This window comes from Roseixanthobacter pseudopolyaromaticivorans, assembly GCF_043195145.2.
In the GTDB taxonomy this organism is placed as follows: Bacteria; Pseudomonadota; Alphaproteobacteria; order Rhizobiales; family Xanthobacteraceae; genus NCEH01.
In genome coordinates this window covers 4051800-4069820 of sequence record NZ_CM195539.1, presented here as the reverse complement: position 1 = coordinate 4069820, position 18021 = coordinate 4051800, and the positions used below count along the sequence as shown (strand labels likewise).

General features: G+C 53.6%; 8 protein-coding genes. 2 read left to right on the top strand and 6 right to left on the bottom strand.

Annotation, left to right across the window (positions count from 1 at the left end; genetic code table 11):
* Window positions 1-74: 74 nt before the first annotated feature.
* On the top strand, window positions 75-734 hold the full coding sequence (locus V5F68_RS19080) for a hypothetical protein (RefSeq protein WP_509274581.1): 660 nt from the start codon (window positions 75-77) through the stop codon (window positions 732-734).
* Between the two features lie 270 nt (window positions 735-1004).
* Here V5F68_RS19080 and V5F68_RS19075 read toward each other — a convergent pair whose 3' ends face one another.
* The 3 genes from V5F68_RS19075 to V5F68_RS19065 form a co-directional block, all read right to left on the bottom strand.
* Window positions 1005-3443, bottom strand: a complete 2439-nt coding sequence (locus V5F68_RS19075; protein WP_394016366.1) for a hypothetical protein — start codon at window positions 3441-3443, stop codon at window positions 1005-1007.
* Window positions 3377-7642, bottom strand: a complete 4266-nt coding sequence (locus V5F68_RS19070) for a hypothetical protein (protein ID WP_394016365.1) — start codon at window positions 7640-7642, stop codon at window positions 3377-3379. The genes V5F68_RS19075 and V5F68_RS19070 overlap by 67 nt, the downstream gene beginning before the upstream one ends.
* 254 nt (window positions 7643-7896) lie before the next feature.
* Entirely contained in the window at window positions 7897-8448 is a 552-nt protein-coding gene (locus V5F68_RS19065; RefSeq protein ID WP_394016364.1) for a recombinase family protein, read from the bottom strand.
* Between the two features lie 690 nt (window positions 8449-9138).
* On the opposite strand from V5F68_RS19065, the gene V5F68_RS19060 reads away from it, so the two are divergent.
* The gene (locus V5F68_RS19060; RefSeq protein ID WP_394016363.1) at window positions 9139-9954 is read left to right on the top strand and encodes a sulfotransferase family protein; all 816 of its coding nucleotides are present in this window, start codon (window positions 9139-9141) and stop codon (window positions 9952-9954) included.
* A gap of 22 nt (window positions 9955-9976) precedes the next feature.
* Here the strand turns inward: V5F68_RS19060 and V5F68_RS19055 are convergent, their stop codons facing one another.
* The 3 genes from V5F68_RS19055 to V5F68_RS19045 form a co-directional block, all read right to left on the bottom strand.
* Window positions 9977-16366: a matrixin family metalloprotease gene (locus V5F68_RS19055; RefSeq protein WP_394016362.1), complete on the bottom strand. Its 6390-nt coding sequence runs from the start codon at window positions 16364-16366 to the stop codon at window positions 9977-9979.
* A 30-nt stretch (window positions 16367-16396) separates the two neighbouring features.
* Window positions 16397-17209 carry a hypothetical protein gene (locus V5F68_RS19050; protein WP_394016361.1) on the bottom strand — a complete coding sequence of 271 codons (813 nt, stop codon included), beginning with the start codon at window positions 17207-17209 and terminating at the stop codon, window positions 16397-16399.
* Between the two features lie 410 nt (window positions 17210-17619).
* The gene (locus V5F68_RS19045; protein WP_394016360.1) at window positions 17620-18021 is read right to left on the bottom strand and encodes a hypothetical protein; all 402 of its coding nucleotides are present in this window, start codon (window positions 18019-18021) and stop codon (window positions 17620-17622) included.

Below are 18021 nucleotides of genomic sequence, written 5' to 3'. Positions count from 1 at the left end.
ACAGAGACATTCGATGATGAGATATCTGTCGATTATGCAATGTATCAATTATCTGCTTATATGAGGTGTATATCATGGCTTCTAATCTCGGGCATCAGGGAGTGCCTTATACCCCAGCGAGAGAGCTCCAGTTCGCCTATGGGGAGTGGGTCTCAGATCAAGTTGAGCAAGGGTATAGGCCCTTCTTCATGAGCTTCATGTTTCACCCTCTCACTTTTTCGCTTAAAGCGAAAAAAATCGATCAGATGCACGCCGATATCGAACGTATATATTCTCGGATCATCACGCGTTTTGCTCGCCGACCGAATTCCCATCAAGAGCGCCACAAGCTGCCCTTGATGCTTGTCGCGCCGGATCTGCCCGTTCCAAAACACACCAAAGTTGAGCTCAATGACGTCACTCTGAATGACGGCCTGCATTGCCATGCAATCTTTCTGCAGCCGCCTGTCTCTCGCTTTCGAGAGAAACTCCATCTCTGGGCGACTGAAAATAATGCTGCACTGATTAGAGATACGCGCGTGCGGCGCATATGGGTCGGGCGCGTATTCGTAACCCCTGATCACATGACCCAATATGCCCTGAAGGCGGTTGGGACCAGGCTTTCCTCTGATTCGCTTCTGCTGCTACCTCGTGAGAGAAATGGCGGGCGGGACACGACGGCTCGCGGCTATGATGAGGCTTGCCGTCGTGAAGGAGGCTCCAGCCTGATGCGAACCGGTTGGAAGCCCTTCTGAGGGATGGTGGATGGTCTCAACTTGAGACCATTGGCCTGCCGGAAGCGATGCCCGGCGATCAAGGTGCAACTGGTACTGTCGACCCAAAGCGGCCCTCTCAGCGCAACGTTGTAAACGGCCGCTTTGCGCCCCCATTTCGGTCTTAGAGGCGATCCTTGCCTCCGCCCGAAAGCAGATATTGCGGTGGCTGCGCCGCGCCTTCCAGCAACGCCGGATCTAGCGCGGCTTGGGGAGCGAAGCGAGCGGAGCCCGGCCGGCGAAGTCGGTGCGTTACTGACGCTTCTTGCCACTTGAACGCGCATTGCGCGCTGGTTTTTTATCCTGCGCCAGCCCTTTGATGGTTCGAAACCGTCTGGCGAAATTGTACACGTCGTGCTGACCGAGTTTCAAAACGGCGTCTGCTTGCGCCGGTGTCGCCTCGATTACGCGAGCGTTGAGTTCCTTGTCTAAAACAGCAACAGCGAATGAGTGGGTGAATTCTCCGTCTTCACCCGCATCGTCGCCGTATCGTTTCTTCTCCTGATAGCGTTGGAGTTTGACCAGAACGATAAGGTCACGATCCAGGTCGGTCAGAAGCTTCGATAGGAACGCGCGGTCGCAGTAGAGTGCAGCTCCGGTATGCCGGTTTTCGCTTTCGCCGTTGCCTTGCCAGCCGCCCCATGCGTTGTATCGAAACGCTGTCGAACCGTTCTTCTGTTGCCATGCATGCGACCAAGGCTCGGTCGCAGTGAGTTGGAAGCGTTGGATGACGGACGTCGCGGGCCGATAGATGGAAAGCGCCGACGGAGCACCAAAAGGATCGCGTTCGTCCAAACTCTCCGACCGCTGGAGATGCGTAATCCACGGCTCACAAGGTTGCATCTCATCGTGACGGAAACGCGGGTCTTCCTCGTCGTGCGGCTCATGAAAGGGCAGCCACATATGAAACGTGGGTGATGTTGCAACGGCGAGCGCCGTCAACTCCGCTTGCCTTGGATCGACTAGGCTGGACATGACACTGCAATCCACACCATCCGGCGATTTCCACCATGCTTGAACGGCAAGGCCCTCCGGCAACTGAAGCCCTATGCCGGCAAGCGACAGCAGGAACGTCTTGTCGGTAATTAGCAGATCTCGTTCCGCTTCATCGCCGACGCCCGTTCTCAGATCATTCAACGCAACCAGGGGACAGCGCCCGGTCCCATCGGATATCCAGTAACCGTCCTTGCGCGTGATGCGGTACTCTGACAACCAATCCTGCCACGGATCGTCATAGTAGCTCTCATCCGTAACGGGACGCGCCAAAAGCAGGTGCCCTGCGACGAGCGCCAGCGCATGCCAGGCAAGATAAGTGCCGTGCGATTGGTACGCTTCCTCAGTTGGCCGATAATAGCCGCGCTGACTGTATGGGCGATCCCTGCCGGAAAAGTCGTTCATCGACGTAACGCTGGGCGCCCATGCCCTAATCCATTCATGGCTGAGGTCCTTGATGCGCCACATCGGAAGTCCGAACACCCTCGCCAAATTGTCGATTTTGTACTTTTCGAAGTCGTAGTCGAAAAAGAAATGCGGCTCCGGTTTCGGAACATCTTTCGGCCGCTCCCACGGGAAATCCCGGACGGCGTTGGTGCGCGTCTTGGCAAGGGGAAACGGCGAAACGTTCACCTTGCCGATCCTTGCCTGAAGCTTCTTCGCGTTCGCAACACGCCGGCCCACGAGACAATGCCGCAAGGCCTCAGATGCTGCTTCGCGAAGTCCGACATGCGGGAAGGTATCATCGAAGGCCACTGCTTCCAGGTTGGATTGAAAACGCAAGACTTCGGACGGATGATCTAGCGCGACGCGGGCAACGGCCAACAAAAACCATAGCTGCGCGTTCTGTTTGAAGAACGGGAGCGACCGGTCCTGAAACGCCCCGGCATCGGCAGCACCGAACAGCGTGAACATCCGCGCGATGACGGACCAATGCCCATGCCTGGCCATCGCTTGAACCGCATGTGCCGCCCGCCAACGTTCATTGGCAACCGGTGAGCCGAGTACGAACAATAGCAATCCGGCGGCTATTTGGTCCGGGTCCGTTCCGGCGTTCAGCTCTTCGCGCCATGGTCCGTCGCCGATGTCGTCCGCGAGTCTTGCCGCACCACTGTCGAGTAGACGGGCAAGTGCAGCACGTGGCGCGGCCGCATCGGCGCGTTTTGAGAGGATTGTCGCGGTGCTTAGCCACGTTATCGCCGAGGCATCCAGTTCCCTGGTCGTCGCCGCCTCGACCAGTGCAATGGCGAGTTCGTCGATCGGTGTTCCCGTCACTTCCGACAGTTTGTGGATGTCGGAAGCAAAGCCCCATTTTTTGCTAATCAGGTCTTTGGCATGCTGGCGAACGAGTCGAACGCCGAAACCGGACAGAGACGCCAGTTGAGTCGGCGAGTCTTTTGCCCACTCGTCCTTGACGGCTTGCATCAAGTCATTCTTTTCGGAGAGCTCTAAATTTCGAGCCGATACGATAGCTTCCAGGTGCTTGGCCCGATCCACATAGGCAACGCGAGCACGCAGCGACCTATGAACCTGCGATTTGTTGAACGGCCAACCGGGCAGAGCTTCCAATTTTTCCACAAAGCCCTCGAACGACGCAGCATCGGTTGGGTCGGCAGCGGCCAACGCGTCTTTCAGCACGGCTTCCCGGGTCGCCTCCTCCTTCTTGCGAACAATATCCGGCCCGGTGTGGTTCGACATAGATGGGCGGCTTTCGGTATCGGTTTCTCGCCGCAACGTGCCGCGCCGTTCAAAAGTTCAAGGCGCGCGACAAACCTGGCCGCTATCTTTGGATCGGAATCGAAGGCTTTACGGAGTTCCGCGAGGTAGTGTCTGGAAGAGCGGCCGGGAAACGAGTGCTCGTATTGATCGAGCACTTCATGCAGAATTGCGTCGGTAGCACCTCGCTTAAGCAAGGCCCTGACGAGATCGTTCCAGCCCCAATGCCACAAAGGCTGCGGATCAACCAGCCAAAGAAGTGACACGGCCGACGACGAGCTCAATGCGCCGTCGTTCATTAGATGCGTGAGCGCAGACGGCAGCGTAAGGCTCAGATCAACTTTGCCGCGATCATGCCAGCGGGCAATTTGTGCAAGGTACGCAGCACCCGAGACCCGGGAAAAAGCCCTCGCCGTCAGCGGCCAATGCCATTTATGCGAGTCATAGACATTGATCTCGGAAATCTTGGCAAGGCGAAGCGCCAGCGGCGGCGGCAAACCGGCACCGCGCAAGGTGGCCGCAAATTCCAAGAGTTCGTACGTGAATTCGTAGTCGCCCGAGCCTATGGCCTCGAGCTCCTTCAATCCGCGTTTGAAGACCGATGCGGCTTCGGCGCGATTGGCGCGCAGAAGCGCGCGTGACAGTTGGGCGAACAATTGGCTGCGATGTTGTACTTCCTCTTCGCGCTCAATCAATCGGACGGCCAACACGGCCAGGCTCCCAGCATGACTGTGACAGTCGTGCCGCTCCGCGAGCCGTTTGACGAAGCCGATCACTGTTTCGGGCGCCAAGATTTCGCATGCCTCCAAACAATCGGCCAATTGCGGGGCGGTGACCGGCGTGAGCAGATCGAGCGCTGTGAAGAGCTCGAATGCGCATCCCTTGTAGAGAGCATTTGCAAATAGCACCTGCTCACGCGGGACATACGAGCCGCGTTCGCTGGTCTTCGTCTGCTGCGTTTTCCATGCATCAAAGAACGCAGAAGTTGCCACCTTCCTGTCGGCGGATTTCACAGCTGCGATCATGGTCGTAAGCTGTCTCATCAATTCAAGCAGAGGGAGGACGCCGCGAAAAATACTATCCGATACGTGGTATCGCTCCGATGACGACAGTGTTCCTTTCTTCCGTCGTTCCTCGATTTGCGCCGTTGTCTTGTCCGTGGTCCTTTCCAGTTCTTTGAGGCGCTGATTCAACAATTCCCGCTGCGCCTTATCCGTCGAAGGCCGTGGGGCGTCCTCGATCAACACCCAAAGTTCCTGTGGCAGACAATCGAAGAAGTTAGCTACGCGCGACTCGATCACGCAGCGGGCGGCGAGGCCTAGCGCAAACGGAACGAGCCGCTCGATATGCCACGCTTCACGCAGCAACCAAATACCATAGCGTTCAGTTGCCGCGACCAGCAATGTCGCATTCAGCTCCCTCGTCATGCCGAGATTCGCCATTCGGACGGCGCACCGCATCAATGCCTTGCGGTATGTGTCATCGTGCTGCCTGCTACTGAATTCGTCAGGAAGATCCTTGGCGGTACCCAGCTTTGCCGCGACTTTTTTCATCAACGACCGTGCTTGGGACCGGGAAGAAAAGTTAGGAAAGTTCGCGAACGATGCGACAATCAGCGCCGGGGGCACTCGAGCCATGGAGAAAACTCTGACCAGCGTCTTCGCAAATTCAGGCAGTTTGCCGAATGCCTCCGTCGCCGCGCAGTATTCGAACAGTCGGTTTGCAACCAAGAATCCGTAGAACGGCTTCCAGCAGGAGATATAACTCGCAAGATTTTGTGCGTTACCCTTGGCGAACATATAGAAGGCAATGGAAGCGAAATCGCTGTATTCGGGACCACCGCCCCGACGTTGCTCCTCATCTTGTTGTTGGTGCCATCGGTGCCAGTCATCCGCCCTGACGGCATGCCCGTATGCCTCGGGACTATCGCCGTCGGCGATATAAGCGGTCGCCAATCGAGCGTGGCGTGTTCCAGGCCAGCCGGTGCGTGTTTCGAACAGACGCCGCAACGCCTCGGGATCGCCGAGACCGACCACCAAGTCCGGCTGTTCGAGCAAATAGTCTTCCCCGCGCTCGTCAACGATCACGAGTGCGGCTAGCTCGACCAGCAGATCGACGGTGGCGCTGAAATCCTTATCCTTGGCGGCCGCGCCCACCGCCGTCCGCAGCCTATTGAGCCGAATAGCGCGTTTTGCCAGATCGCTGTCGAGTTCAGCCGGGAACCGAGTATCGAATGCCAGAGCACGCAGTAAATCGGTCCGTCCCATCGCAAAGAGCAGCGCGGGAAGAGACCGGGCCGCATAAACCGAAGATCCCTGTGAGCTGGTCAAACGTGTTGCGACGCCTTCCAGCAGCGAGAGTTGTTGCCCGTAGGATTGCCGAACCAACGTTTCCGTCGGTTCGTCGCGGAAGATAAGCCCGTGGCGCGTACGCTCCAGAAGCGGCGAGAGGTCCGCTGCGAAGCTTTCCACTTCGGAACGAGCAATTCCGAACGCTGCCGCTATTTCGTCGACGGGGACCGGAGGAGGAAGTACCGAAAGGGCGCAAAGAAACGCTGCAACTTCCTGGCGCGTGCTGCCCTTATCATCGGCTAGGCGTATCGCCTTCTCAATTCTCTGGCTAATGAGATCGTTCAGATCGATATCGGCGGCACCGGTATCGACTTCGGCTAAGGATCGATCCGGTTCAATCAGATTGGCCATCACCCGGGGATTGCCGTTCGAGCGGCGGTGAATGGCTTCGATCTGGGAAGCCGTGGATTCGGGACGCCGCTTCTTGATAAAGGCCTGGCTTTCGGAGATCGAGAATGCGCTGAGCGCGAATTCCTTGCACTGGCTCCGGCCAATCGCCAGCGCGCGACGCTCGGTCCGCGCTGTCGCGATACACACGAGACCATCGACGGACGGCGAAAGGTACGACAAACTCTCAAGCAACATCTGTGGAAATGAGGCCTGCCCCCGGTCGCGTGCCTCCATGGCTGCATTGTCGGCGGCGTCGATCATGACAATCAGACGCGCCGCAGGGTGGACACGGCGCAAGACCTCAATGGACTGCGAGAAACGTTGGACACTCCGGCGCACCACCTCTGTCGCATCGGTGGCGCCAGGAAGGATGGGATCACACAGGCCACGACATGCGAGTTCATTGACGATGTGCATCAATCCCTGCTCAGGGCGATGCCGGACATCGAGGGGCGAACGGTAAGCGCCACCGCCAAAGCAATCGAAGATGACCACTTCGTCGGTCTCGGCCAGGCGAGTTGCGACGCTCTGAAGGAAGACGGTCTTGCCGACGCCGCCGGCTGCATGAACAATCCATAGGTTTGAGCTGGCCAGCTCATTTAGGAACGGGCGCAATTGCTCGCGTTCGACGACCGGACCCGGTTCAGCAAACGCCTGCGGAGTGGGAAGGAGGTCGCGCTCGTGAGCAATTCCGAGTTCCGCCAGCACGTCGATGTGAGTGATGATGTTGTTCTGCTGTCCGGCATGACCAGCTTTATTACGCACCAATTGCCGAAGCTCACCCAGCCTAGCGCGTGCAATGGCGTCACTCGACGCCGACCAGTCAGCAATGATACGCGCATTGCCTTTTTCGACTGTACGCAGATCGCCCCCTTGACCATAGAGCGACAGCTTGGCCGCAAACACCTTGCGTTGTTCGCCACTCAAAGGAATCGCATCTAAAAGATGGTCGTACTGTACGCGAATTTTTTTATTCGACGGCACAGTCCCTTCAGCCAAAGAAGAAATGGCACCGATCAGTTCAGGACTGATGGGTCGATTGGTGTAGATCGCGTAAGAAATCTTGCATTCCACGCTCGACTGGTCAGGTCTTGATAAGAACGCCGCTTCTGATTTCGCAAATTTTGCAAGCGTCTCGGCGGCATCTGAGGCGAGAAAATTGGTGGTCTCCTTTGCAATCGAGTATTTGAATTGCGCTATTTCGATGCGCGTCGCATCTCGAAAATTTGGCGCCGGACCGTAGTAGAAGGTAGCATCCGCGATCTCGTTAGTCGCCTGGCTGGCACCCTTCTGGTCTTCAACAGACAGCCCTTCCACGGCAATCCCGCATAGCTTGTCGCGCGGCACCAGCAACGCCAACGCGCGCCTCGCCAACCAAGCTTCGTGGTATTGGTGCCCATCTCGCGAGGCGCGTACTTTGTCGATAGCGCTATCTGCCATAGCTCTCCTTGTTCGTCGTTTTTCCGAGACTGAGGACGAGGGCTGATCCGACATCCGAAAAAGTGTGAGCTCACTCAGGTAACGGTTGAAATTGCGCATGGCTCGCGGCTTGAGCCATTGGATGTTCACAATGGAATCGAGAGTCGAATGACAGCATTCTACGATCTACACGCACAAGCGGACTGTCTGCAACCGGGCCCCAAACCGGCCATTCGTCGCCGTAGCGGCAAACTTCCGTTCCTGGCGCAACGACCTCACTCCATGGGTCCAATACGGCTGATAGTGGCTTTGCTCACGCCTGTGATTCGCGCGAGTTCGCGCACGCTCTCTCCCTCCGCCCTTCGCCTGGCAACGAAGGCACGCTGATCGGCCGAGAGCACATGCTTGCGGCCGAATCGCACGCCGCGCGCCTTGGCGCGCATGCGGCCTTCTCCTGTGCGTGTTCTGATCAGCTCTCGCTCGAATTCGGCAAGGCCGCCAAGTACGGTCAACATGAGGCGGCCATGCGGCGTGGTCGTATCGGCCCAGCCATCGCCGAGAGACTTGAAGGCGGCACCGCGCTCGGCGATCTCGGCGAGAATATTGAGCAGATCACGCGTCGAGCGCGCCAAGCGATCAAGCCGGACGACGAGAAGCGTATCACCGGCTTGCAACGCCGCTAAGCATTTTCGCAACTGTCGGCGGTCCGTTTTGGCGCCGCTTGCCGTCTCTTGGAATAGCTTCTCGCAACCGGCGGCCCCGAGGCGTTCGATCTGGCTGTCTAAAGTTTGCCCATCAGTTGAGACGCGCGCGTAGCCAATAATCATTTGCGCATTATGAGACTATATTACGAGACAGTCAACGCGTTGATATTTCAGAACATAAATATCGTCTCATATATTTTGATTTTTGAAACACGTTAATGGGATGCTAGGCAGAATATCCAGAAAATTATTACCATATTTTATATGATGTGCTGCTAGGATCGGGCTCTGATCGGGGACGGTCATATGGCTAGGTCGTATATTGATGGTTCATTGCCTGGCCGCTCATCGCAGTTGGCCGGTCGCCATCGGACTGACGCCGGGCAACATCGCCGATATCAGCATGGCCCGACCGATGCTTGAAGCTGCGCGCTCAAACCCGCGGTTGAGCGCTACAAGGCCTATGAGGCAGAGCATCTGCGCAACTGGCTGAAGGCGCACCGCATCGTGCCCTTCATTGCCTTCAACCGCCGGACCTATCGCAGGCACGCTGTTATTCAGCGGCCTGTTCAGTCGGTTAAAAAGCCGACGACGCCGCGCTACCCGATACGGCCGTCTCGCTCATCAGAGAACCCTCAATATGAGTCTCCTACTTAACGCAGGATTTTCGTCAGAGTAGTAAATAATAATCCGACGAATATCATTTAATCGATCGAAAAGACTTCGTATTAATTATTGCCATTAAAATATTTATTGCATATTTTTTAGGTAATAATTAAATAGAAAATGGGAAAATATGAGGATTAATTTAACATGAACGCGACCGCTCATTTCATCTCCGGGCTTCCTCGCTCGGGTTCAACCCTATTATCTTCAATCTTACGTCAGAATCCGCGCTTTTCCGCGTCTATGACGAGCCCGATCTATTCATTGTGGATGCCACTACTCCACAAGCTGAGTGGCGCTAGCGAATTCAGCATGTTTATCAACGACGAAAAGCGCAAACGCATCCTTCAGGGCATTTTAAATGCCTTCTACGCCGATCAAATGAGTGACGTTATTTTCGACACCAACCGGTCTTGGACAGGGCACTTGGCTCTCATCAAATCGCTTTATCCGCAGGCTCGCATCATCTGCTGCGTGAGGGACATCGGCTGGATCATTAACAGCATCGAACTGATGCTTCGTAAAAACCCTCTTCAAACCTCTCGCCTCTTCCAATTTAAGCCCGGTGGCACGGTCTATGCGCGAACTGAAACCTTGATGCATCCCGAAAATGGCCTCGTAGGTCTTGCCTGGAGCAATCTCCGCGGCGCTTGGTTCAGCGAGTTTGCACCGAGCTTAATCATCATGGAATACGATACGCTCGTGCGCCATCCGGATCGAACAATCCGTCGCCTTTACGATCTGATCGAGGCACCCCGGTTTACCCATGACTTCGGTCATGTCGCCGCAGACGAGCCCGTCTATGATGCCCAATTGGGCATGCCAGGGATGCACATGGTTCGGGCGCGGGTAGAGGCGTCCGAACCAAAGCTCTCTATCCCACCCGACATCTTTGCCAAGTACAAAGATGCCAGCTTTTGGAAGATGGCGGAGCTGAACACACACGGAGCGGCATTTATCTAAGCTGAATGCCCCTACTTCTCAGCTAGTGTGAGGCGGCAAGCTGCACCGGTATGTTGGTGTCGTTGGCTGGAGCGGGGATGGAGGAAATTGGGCCGGTGGTCGGCCTAAACCCGGCCATGGCTTCGATAAGACGTGCACTCTGTGCTGTAAGGTCGGACCAATCGCTCGTCGAAGCTCCCGCAGCCGGGGAGGTGATTCCATAGAGAGCTTGGATGGCATCGATATCGGTCGCATCCAGAGTCTCATTGGCGCCTGTCATGACGGGGGCCATAATCGAGCCTGAATCAGAGCTGTCGGCGAGCCCCAGAGCGTGGCCGATTTCGTGCAACGCCATCTGTTCGAACTCGGCCTGAGTATCGCCATAAGCATACCGGCCGTTTGCATCGACAATCAGAGCATCTTGAGCAGGGTCTTCCAGGAAAATTCGCGCGCCGTGCTGGATGCTACCACGTTCCGCACTAAATTCAGTGTAACCTAATTCTCCGGTTGCCGCAGTATCAAAGTCTTTCCAGCCGACTTGGATATCCGCACTTGTTTCGCCTGCCACCTCTTTGAACTGCAAGCCTGACGCTTGCCCCCATGTGGCAAACGCTTGTTGGATTTCGCCCTCCAACTGCCCGCCCTCACCCCCGCTCGGAACGGAAAGGCTCCAAGTAATTGTCGGTGTAGCTGTCAACGATGTCCATTTGGGTCCCTCGAAGGCGGCCGCCGAGAGGCCAGCAAGTACGGGACTATTTGCCGCCGTCATAGCTTGTAAGCGAGCAGCCTCTGCGGCGACCGCCGCAGTCGGATTCCTCGCTGCAAGATCGGCGGCCGCGATGGCACCAATATCTGTGCTCGAAAGGGCTTTCAGACTTGCAAACCCATAGCCGCCGAAGCCGCCGAAATCACCGAAGTCTCCACCATCATAGCCGCCGAAATCGCCGTAGTCGCCATAGCCACCGTCCCCGTCGTAGGGATCATAAACATCGCCTTCATCGACGCCGAAGAAATCATTCCCTTGCCCGAACAGACCATCGTCAACACCGGACCAAACAATCACATTGCTATAGATCGCGTCAGTTATATTAAAATTACCTATGATACCTACGACGTTGCCAGCTCCCCCGTTGAGTACATTAAAATCTCCCTGTACGCCTATTTCGTCGCCACTTGAAAACGAAAGTCCATTGTTGCTGCCTGCTACGGTAACTTGAGTGTCCCGATCAAGGTAAATACCCGTGGGCTGTCCGTTTGCGGTTGTTCCACCAAATGCCGCGCCGGTCGCATATAAATTGTCGACTCCACCGTTGGTATTTCCAACCCAAGTTTCGTCGCCTGCACCTATATTAGATATAGTATTAGTGCTTCCATACACCCCCAAGGTGTCCCCAGAATTTTCAACAATCGAATTCCCATTTCCGCTGATATTAGCTTGGGAGTTATTATCAAACCAAATCTCAGAAGTTTGATTGTCTGCTGTAACGCCATTTCCATCGTTATAGGCTGAAATGTTATCCGCATTTCCGTTGGTATTTGTAATTCTAGTGAGATCGTTCAAGCCAGCCGAAATAACGTTCCCGCCGCCGGAGGTATTTACGGTGTCGCCAGTATTCTCCCAAATCTGTCCATTGTTCCCACTGAAATACGCCTGGGTATTGTCAGCGAACCAGATGCCCGCTCCCTCGCCTTCCGCGGTTACCCCGCCAACACCATCATTGGTGGCATAAATTGAATCGTAATTTCCGAACGTATCATTGATCTTGGTTAAATCTCCATATCCAGCATATATCGTATTTCCGCCGCCGTCTGTGTTAATTGTATCTCCCAATGACTCTAATATAATCCCGCCATTTGCCGTAATGTTCGCCTGCGTATTGTTATCGATTGAGATTTCCGACGTTCTACCGTCCGCAGCTGCGCCCGCAGTGCCATCGTAGGAGTATATGGTATCGTAACTTCCATAAGTACCTGAAATTTCAGTCGCATCATTATATTGAGTAGATATGGTGTTTCCACCGCCACTGGCATTAAGAGAATCGCCATTCCCTTCATAAATATCTGCGTCGTCTGCAACGACGGTTGCCTCGGAGTTATCGCCAACTTGGATTTGCGATGTTTGACCATTGGCCGCTACCCCGCTGGTTCCAGCGTAGGCATAAATGGTATCGTAGATTCCATTCGTCGAGGAGATGCTTGTCGCATCATTATACTGCATTGAAATGATATTTCCGCCCCCGCTGGCGCTTACGGAAACTCCGTTGGCTTCTGCTATAGAGGCGCCGTTGGCACTGACATATGCTTGAGTATTTGTGCCCAAAACGATCTGCGACGCTAGTCCATTCGCGGTAGAACCGATGGTTCCATTATAGGCGAATATGTTATCGTAACTTCCATCTGTTCCGGCAACTCCAGTTGAATCACTGTACCCCATAATAATGGAGTTGCCGCCACCATCAGAATTGAGAGTAACACGGTCTTCTTCGACGATGCCGTTATTGCTGCCTGACACATTTGCCTGAGCATCACTATCAATGAAGATGCCGGTTAAATTTGCATCGGCCATGCTCGCGCCATAGCTGTCGCCCGAGGCGCTCACCGAGTCGGCGTTCCCGTCTGTCCCGCGGATTTCGATGCGATCTCCGCTTCCCGCCTGAATGGCGTTACCGCCACCTTCAACGATGATGTCGTCGTCGCCGCTCGCGATAATTGTATCGCCGGAGCCGATGATGGTGACGTGATCCCCTTCAGAAACGTTGATGACTGCGTTACTCTCTGTGATGACGTCGCTCTCAGCGGCAACAATCACATTTCCAACGCCAGATGCATTGAGTGAGACGCCGTTTCCTTCATTGATAGTGGTGTTACTTCCGCTGACATTTGCCTGAGCATCGTCCAACAATGAAATCTGAGAGATCTGCCCGTCGGCGGTGAAGCCGCCCGTTCCAGCATAAGAAAAAATATTGTCATAAGATCCATAGGTCTCGGCAATTGTGGTTGCATCGCCTTGACCCATTGAGATCGAATTGCCACCACCATCCGCATTGAGCGACGCAAAATTTCCCTCGCCGATCTGCGCGCCGTTCCCCACAAAATTAGCCTGGGAATTGTCTCCGATCGAAATCTGAGAAGCTAAGCCGTTGGCCGTAGTGCCACCCGTTCCGTCGTAAGCATAAATGGTATCGTAGTTCCCACCGGTTCCGCCGATACCGGTGGAATCGCTATAGCCCATCGAAATAATGTTACCGCCGCCTGTGGCATAAAGGGAGGCCCCGTTGCCTTCCGCAATTTGTGCGTCGTTGGCGGCGAGATAGGCTTGGGAATTGTCGCCTATCAAGATCTGCGAACTCATGCCGTTGGCCGTGGATCCGCCGGTTCCATCATATGCGAAGACATTATCGTAATCGCCGTTGGTGCCGCTAACTCCGATAGAATCATTGTACTCCATGGTGATGGAATTGCTGCCACCAATCGCATTGAGGGAAACACCATTGCCCGCGCCAATATTGGCACCACTGGTGCTGACATTCGCCTGGGAATTGTCGCCCAACAGGATCTGAGAGATCAAGCCGTCTGCGGTTTGCCCTGCCGTCCCTTCAGGTGCAAAAATATTGTCGTAAACTCCTGCCGTCTCGCTGATCTGAGCGGCGTCGCCGGCTCCCAACGTGATCAGGTCCCCACCACCGGCGGCGTTGAGCGAGACGCGATCCCCGACGACGATGCCGTTGTTGTTGCCATTTATGTCGGCTTGAACATCGTCATCGATAAAGATGCCGGTTAGGGCCCCGTCCGTCATAGCGGAACCGTAACTGTCGCCCGCCGCGCTCACCGAATCGGCATTGCCGTAGGTCCCGCTGATTTCGATGCGGTCCCCGGCACCCGCTTGAATGGCATTGCCGCCACCTTCGACGGTGATGTCGTCGTTACCGTTTGCGATGATCGTATCGCCCGACCCAATGATCGTGACGTGATCACCGGCGGCCACGCTGATCGTCGCATTGTTTTCCGTAATGGTGTTGTTTTCGGAGGCGTGGATCACGTTGCCGAACCCGCTGGCGTTCAGCGTGGCATTGTCGTCTCCCTCGATAACGGCGTTGCTGCCGCTGACGTTAGCCTGAGTGTCATCCCCTAATGTAATCTGTGATGTCTTGCCGTCGGCGGTGACTCCGCTCGAACCGTCGTAGGCATAAAGTGTATCGTAATTCCCATAGGTATCGGTAATCGTGGTCGCATCGTTGTTCGCCGTGGAGATCACGTTTCCGCCGCCATCGGCATTGACGGAGACGCCATCTCCTTCGGCTATCCGCGCATTGTTCGCGGTGATATCGACCTGAGAATTGTCACCGACGACGATTTGAGAGGCATGACCATCGGCCGACACGCCGGTTGTTCCGCCATATGCGTAGATGGTATCGTATGCCCCGCTGGTGCCTGAAATTCCCGTCGAATCGTTTTGCGCCATCGTAATGACATTTCCGCCGCCGCTGGTGTCGAGAGAAACGCCGTTGCCTTCCTCGATCTGCGCGCCGGTTGAGCTGACGTAGGCTTGGGAATTGTCGCCGAGCACAATTTGCGATGCTAAGCCGTCTGCCGTGAAGCCGGCGGTGCCTGCGCTGGCGAAGATGTTGTCGTAGACACCTCCGGTCCCCGAGACGCCCAGTGCGTCGTTTGTTCCCATTGTGATGGAATTGCCGCCGCCCGAGGTGTTGAGAGAGGCTCCGTCGCCCTGTTCAATCGTGGCTCCGCTCGCGCTGATGTCAGCTTGGGTATTGTCGTCCATCCAGATCTGAGAGGTCAGGCCGTTCGCGGTGGTTCCGGTTGTCCCAGCGGACGCGAAGACGTTGTCATAAATGCCGCCGGTGCCTGCGATCTCGGTCGCATCGCTTGTCCCCATGGTGATGGAATTTCCGCCGCCTGTAACAACGAGTGAGACACCATTTCCCTCAATGACACCGTCATTGTTTCCACTAACATCGGCTTGGCTGTTGTCGTCGAGGAATATGCCCGTCAGGGTCCCGTCCGCCAACGTCGTGCCGTAGGTATCGCCTGTAGCGATCACGGCATCGGTATTACCTTCAGTTCCGCTGAGTTCGATCCGGTCGCCAGATTGGGCCTGAATCGTGTTTCCGCCTCCTTGGATTGAAATGTCGTCACCGGTGCTGGCGAGAATGCTGTTACCTGTCCCGATAATTTCCACTTTAAGGCCAACGGGAACTGATAACGTACTGTTGTCCATCTCATATTCAACAGTTCCATCCTCGTGTAACGACACGATGGCTCCGCTCGGCACCTCAATACTAGCGTGTTGATCTTCACTTGTTGGGATAAGTTGAATCTCGGGCTGATTTTGAAACCCGCCAATCAATATGGATGGATCGATGTATAGCTGAAATGCTGTCCCACTCTGAAGCGACCCTTGTGTGATGGACCATGCCCCTTGCCCCAAATACGCAGGAGCACCCGAAGATATACTTGGCACAGTGATGGAGGTCTGCCCAAAATTTATGGTTTCTGTACCATCATTATTAAAAAGCTCCGTGAGATCTATAGCTGAGCTCGCGTTTCCGATTTGAAGTTGAACAGAGGGGCCAGTAGTATCATTAGAAAACGCGGCTTGCGTAAAACTTCCGTCCAACCAGCTAAGATTTAGTGATATAGGCAGTCCAGATTGATTTATTTCCGAATTAATTTGCACTTGCGATCCAGAGTAATCCTGCGAGGGTAACGAGAATACAAAATTTCCGCTATCATCTATTCCCGCAGCGAAACCAAAGGAAGACCCGGTATATTGATGTGCTGGTAGATAGGCATTCGTAAAATACAATACCTGACTCTCAAATCCGATAATCGATGACGCTGATTGCTCAATATTTCCTTGAAATATAGATTGAATTCCAGCCCACTCTAAACTCCCAAGCGCCGCTGCGACGTCGGATGGAGTAAGGCTGCTTGCATAAAGGTTATCTGCGAGGTTGTTACTTTGCTCTTCCGGTGCTAAATTTCCATTGCTCCAGTCTAGTCCCATTGCCGCAGCGGCCGCGCCGCCCCAAGCGGTTACGGGTATACCTAACGCCGCGAACTGTAGATAATGGTAAGTTGCTTCCTGGTTAGCTGTGGGTAATTGGTCGGGGGCTGCGGCAATTAACGCCATATCGGCTGTCGCTAAAGCTACGATGAGAGGTCCGCGTTTTTGATTATATTCATCCAATCCAATTGCATCAATAATATTCTGATTTGCAGTTTTTCCGAATAATTCCGTATTGTTTATAACACTTATTGCCAGTCCTGCGTAAGATCGAAAGTCGGTTTGCGCATTATAATATAATAAAATGTTATTAATCGCCTCTTGAGTGTGGCCAGACGTGAGTTCTATTTTTGCATTATCAATGTAATTTTGAAGTGAAAGGATTTGGTCATGCGTATAGCCAATCATCGCGCGCGCTCCATATTTGTGAGATTCTATCTATTTTCTCTCGAACGAGTGCAGTAAATTTTGCAGCCGCTCTTCTATTTCTATAGAATTAGGCGCGTGCTGCCGTCCGAAGCTATATATTACACCGACATCCCCATTGAAAGATTCGTTGATAGTACAGATGGGATAGGGGATGTACGCGAGCCCGTGGCCAAAGTCATCACAACTGACAACAAGCATATGCGTTTTGTACTCTCCGACAAATATATCTGGTGGAGCCCCTTTATCAAAATGATACAATTTAAGGTTCTTTTCATGATATTCGAAATCAGAATCGGCGTGATTTCGTAAAGTTAGATAATAATGCAGCAAATCATTCGGCGCCTGCGGGCGACGTGGATACTCAAAAAGCGCTATAAATTGATCATGCCACCCCAAACGGTCAAAGTCAGCAGCATTTTTATCAGTCTTTGGAGATAAATCAGGTAAAAGAGCTCTGATTGTGAAAGAAGAATATCCATTCTTTTCATGCGGCAGCGTGAAGGTCATGAGATATTTAGCTGGAATATCATAAATTATATCTCCCATTGTGATGCTTATGATTTTATTGCCTGAATCCGTTGCCAGGGTATGATGTTCGATATTGGTTGGTGAGAGAATGGTATCTGCGCGCAGAGGTTGAGAACGCATCAAAAAAACATGAAAAAGAGATAAGGTGGTTATCACCCAGAACCGAACAAATACGGAACCGTTCGTTTCGGCTCGATGGAATCGGTGTGAGCCGCTCGATTGAGCGTGAATCTCCAGAGTATCGTTAGTCTTCTGTATTGGATGGAATTTAAATACGGTCATCTCGTGCACCATGAAAATTTCGCGTACGTAATCACGATTGCCCCATTCTATCTTTCCTGCCCGAAATCGTACTTGTACCGCAGAAGTGGCGAAAGCAGGAACTAGATTACCCTGCGTCGGCCGGTCTTGATCTCCGCTGTGATAGCCATACCCGCCTCCAAGGACCTCCACCCCTCTCGGTTTGATCTATAATACTATTTCCTGTTTTATTCGCTATATCACTGGCAATAGTGCCGGCGTTGGCGATTCATATATTTCCACTATATAGAATGCCGCCATTTCCGGTGCCGGTTGCTGAAATTTGACGGACAATAGTGCTTATTTCATCTAAGCTTGTAGCCTGATTTATTTCCGATATCTGAGTTGAAAAATCTGGCATCTATCTCTACAAAATAAATTTTTAAAAAAACAAGCACAATTATCTATTTTGATAATATGCATTCGTTGGAAAAAAGTAATTTACCGGTAAATCGCTCAATTCCTCGTATTTTCAATGGGTACGGCTTATCCTCATTTGGTCTTCCGTCAAAAAATAAATTGCTAATTAAATTCTTAACGAGAATCTCATCGTCAATCGAAAATTGTACGCGTGCGCCTGGGGTCTTATTTGCGACATTGCGCCTATCAACGTATCCGAACGAAATAATAATGAGATCATAATCATTCTTATTTTCGAGAAATAGACGCTTGAATTCCCCATAAAAAACTCTACCGTTTGAAAACTCGATGCCAAATGTATCGTGTCCAGAATCGTCGCCACCGCGCACCGCACCTGCATAGCAAGCCTTGCCGTTCTCGAAACTCACCCAGTCGAACATCCCCAT

What these genes read in the sequence shown, in the direction of transcription:
- V5F68_RS19080 (WP_509274581.1), top strand. Translation starts at nt 75, where the DNA reads ATGGCTTCTAATCTCGGGCATCAGGGAGTGCCTTATACCCCAGCGAGA.
- V5F68_RS19075 (WP_394016366.1), bottom strand. Translation starts at nt 3,443, where the DNA reads ATGTCGAACCACACCGGGCCGGATATTGTTCGCAAGAAGGAGGAGGCG.
- V5F68_RS19070 (WP_394016365.1), bottom strand. Translation starts at nt 7,642, where the DNA reads ATGGCAGATAGCGCTATCGACAAAGTACGCGCCTCGCGAGATGGGCAC.
- V5F68_RS19065 (WP_394016364.1), bottom strand. Translation starts at nt 8,448, where the DNA reads ATGATTATTGGCTACGCGCGCGTCTCAACTGATGGGCAAACTTTAGAC.
- V5F68_RS19060 (WP_394016363.1), top strand. Translation starts at nt 9,139, where the DNA reads ATGAACGCGACCGCTCATTTCATCTCCGGGCTTCCTCGCTCGGGTTCA.
- V5F68_RS19055 (WP_394016362.1), bottom strand. Translation starts at nt 16,366, where the DNA reads ATGATTGGCTATACGCATGACCAAATCCTTTCACTTCAAAATTACATT.
- V5F68_RS19050 (WP_394016361.1), bottom strand. Translation starts at nt 17,209, where the DNA reads ATGGTGCACGAGATGACCGTATTTAAATTCCATCCAATACAGAAGACT.
- V5F68_RS19045 (WP_394016360.1), bottom strand. Translation starts at nt 18,021, where the DNA reads ATGGGGATGTTCGACTGGGTGAGTTTCGAGAACGGCAAGGCTTGCTAT.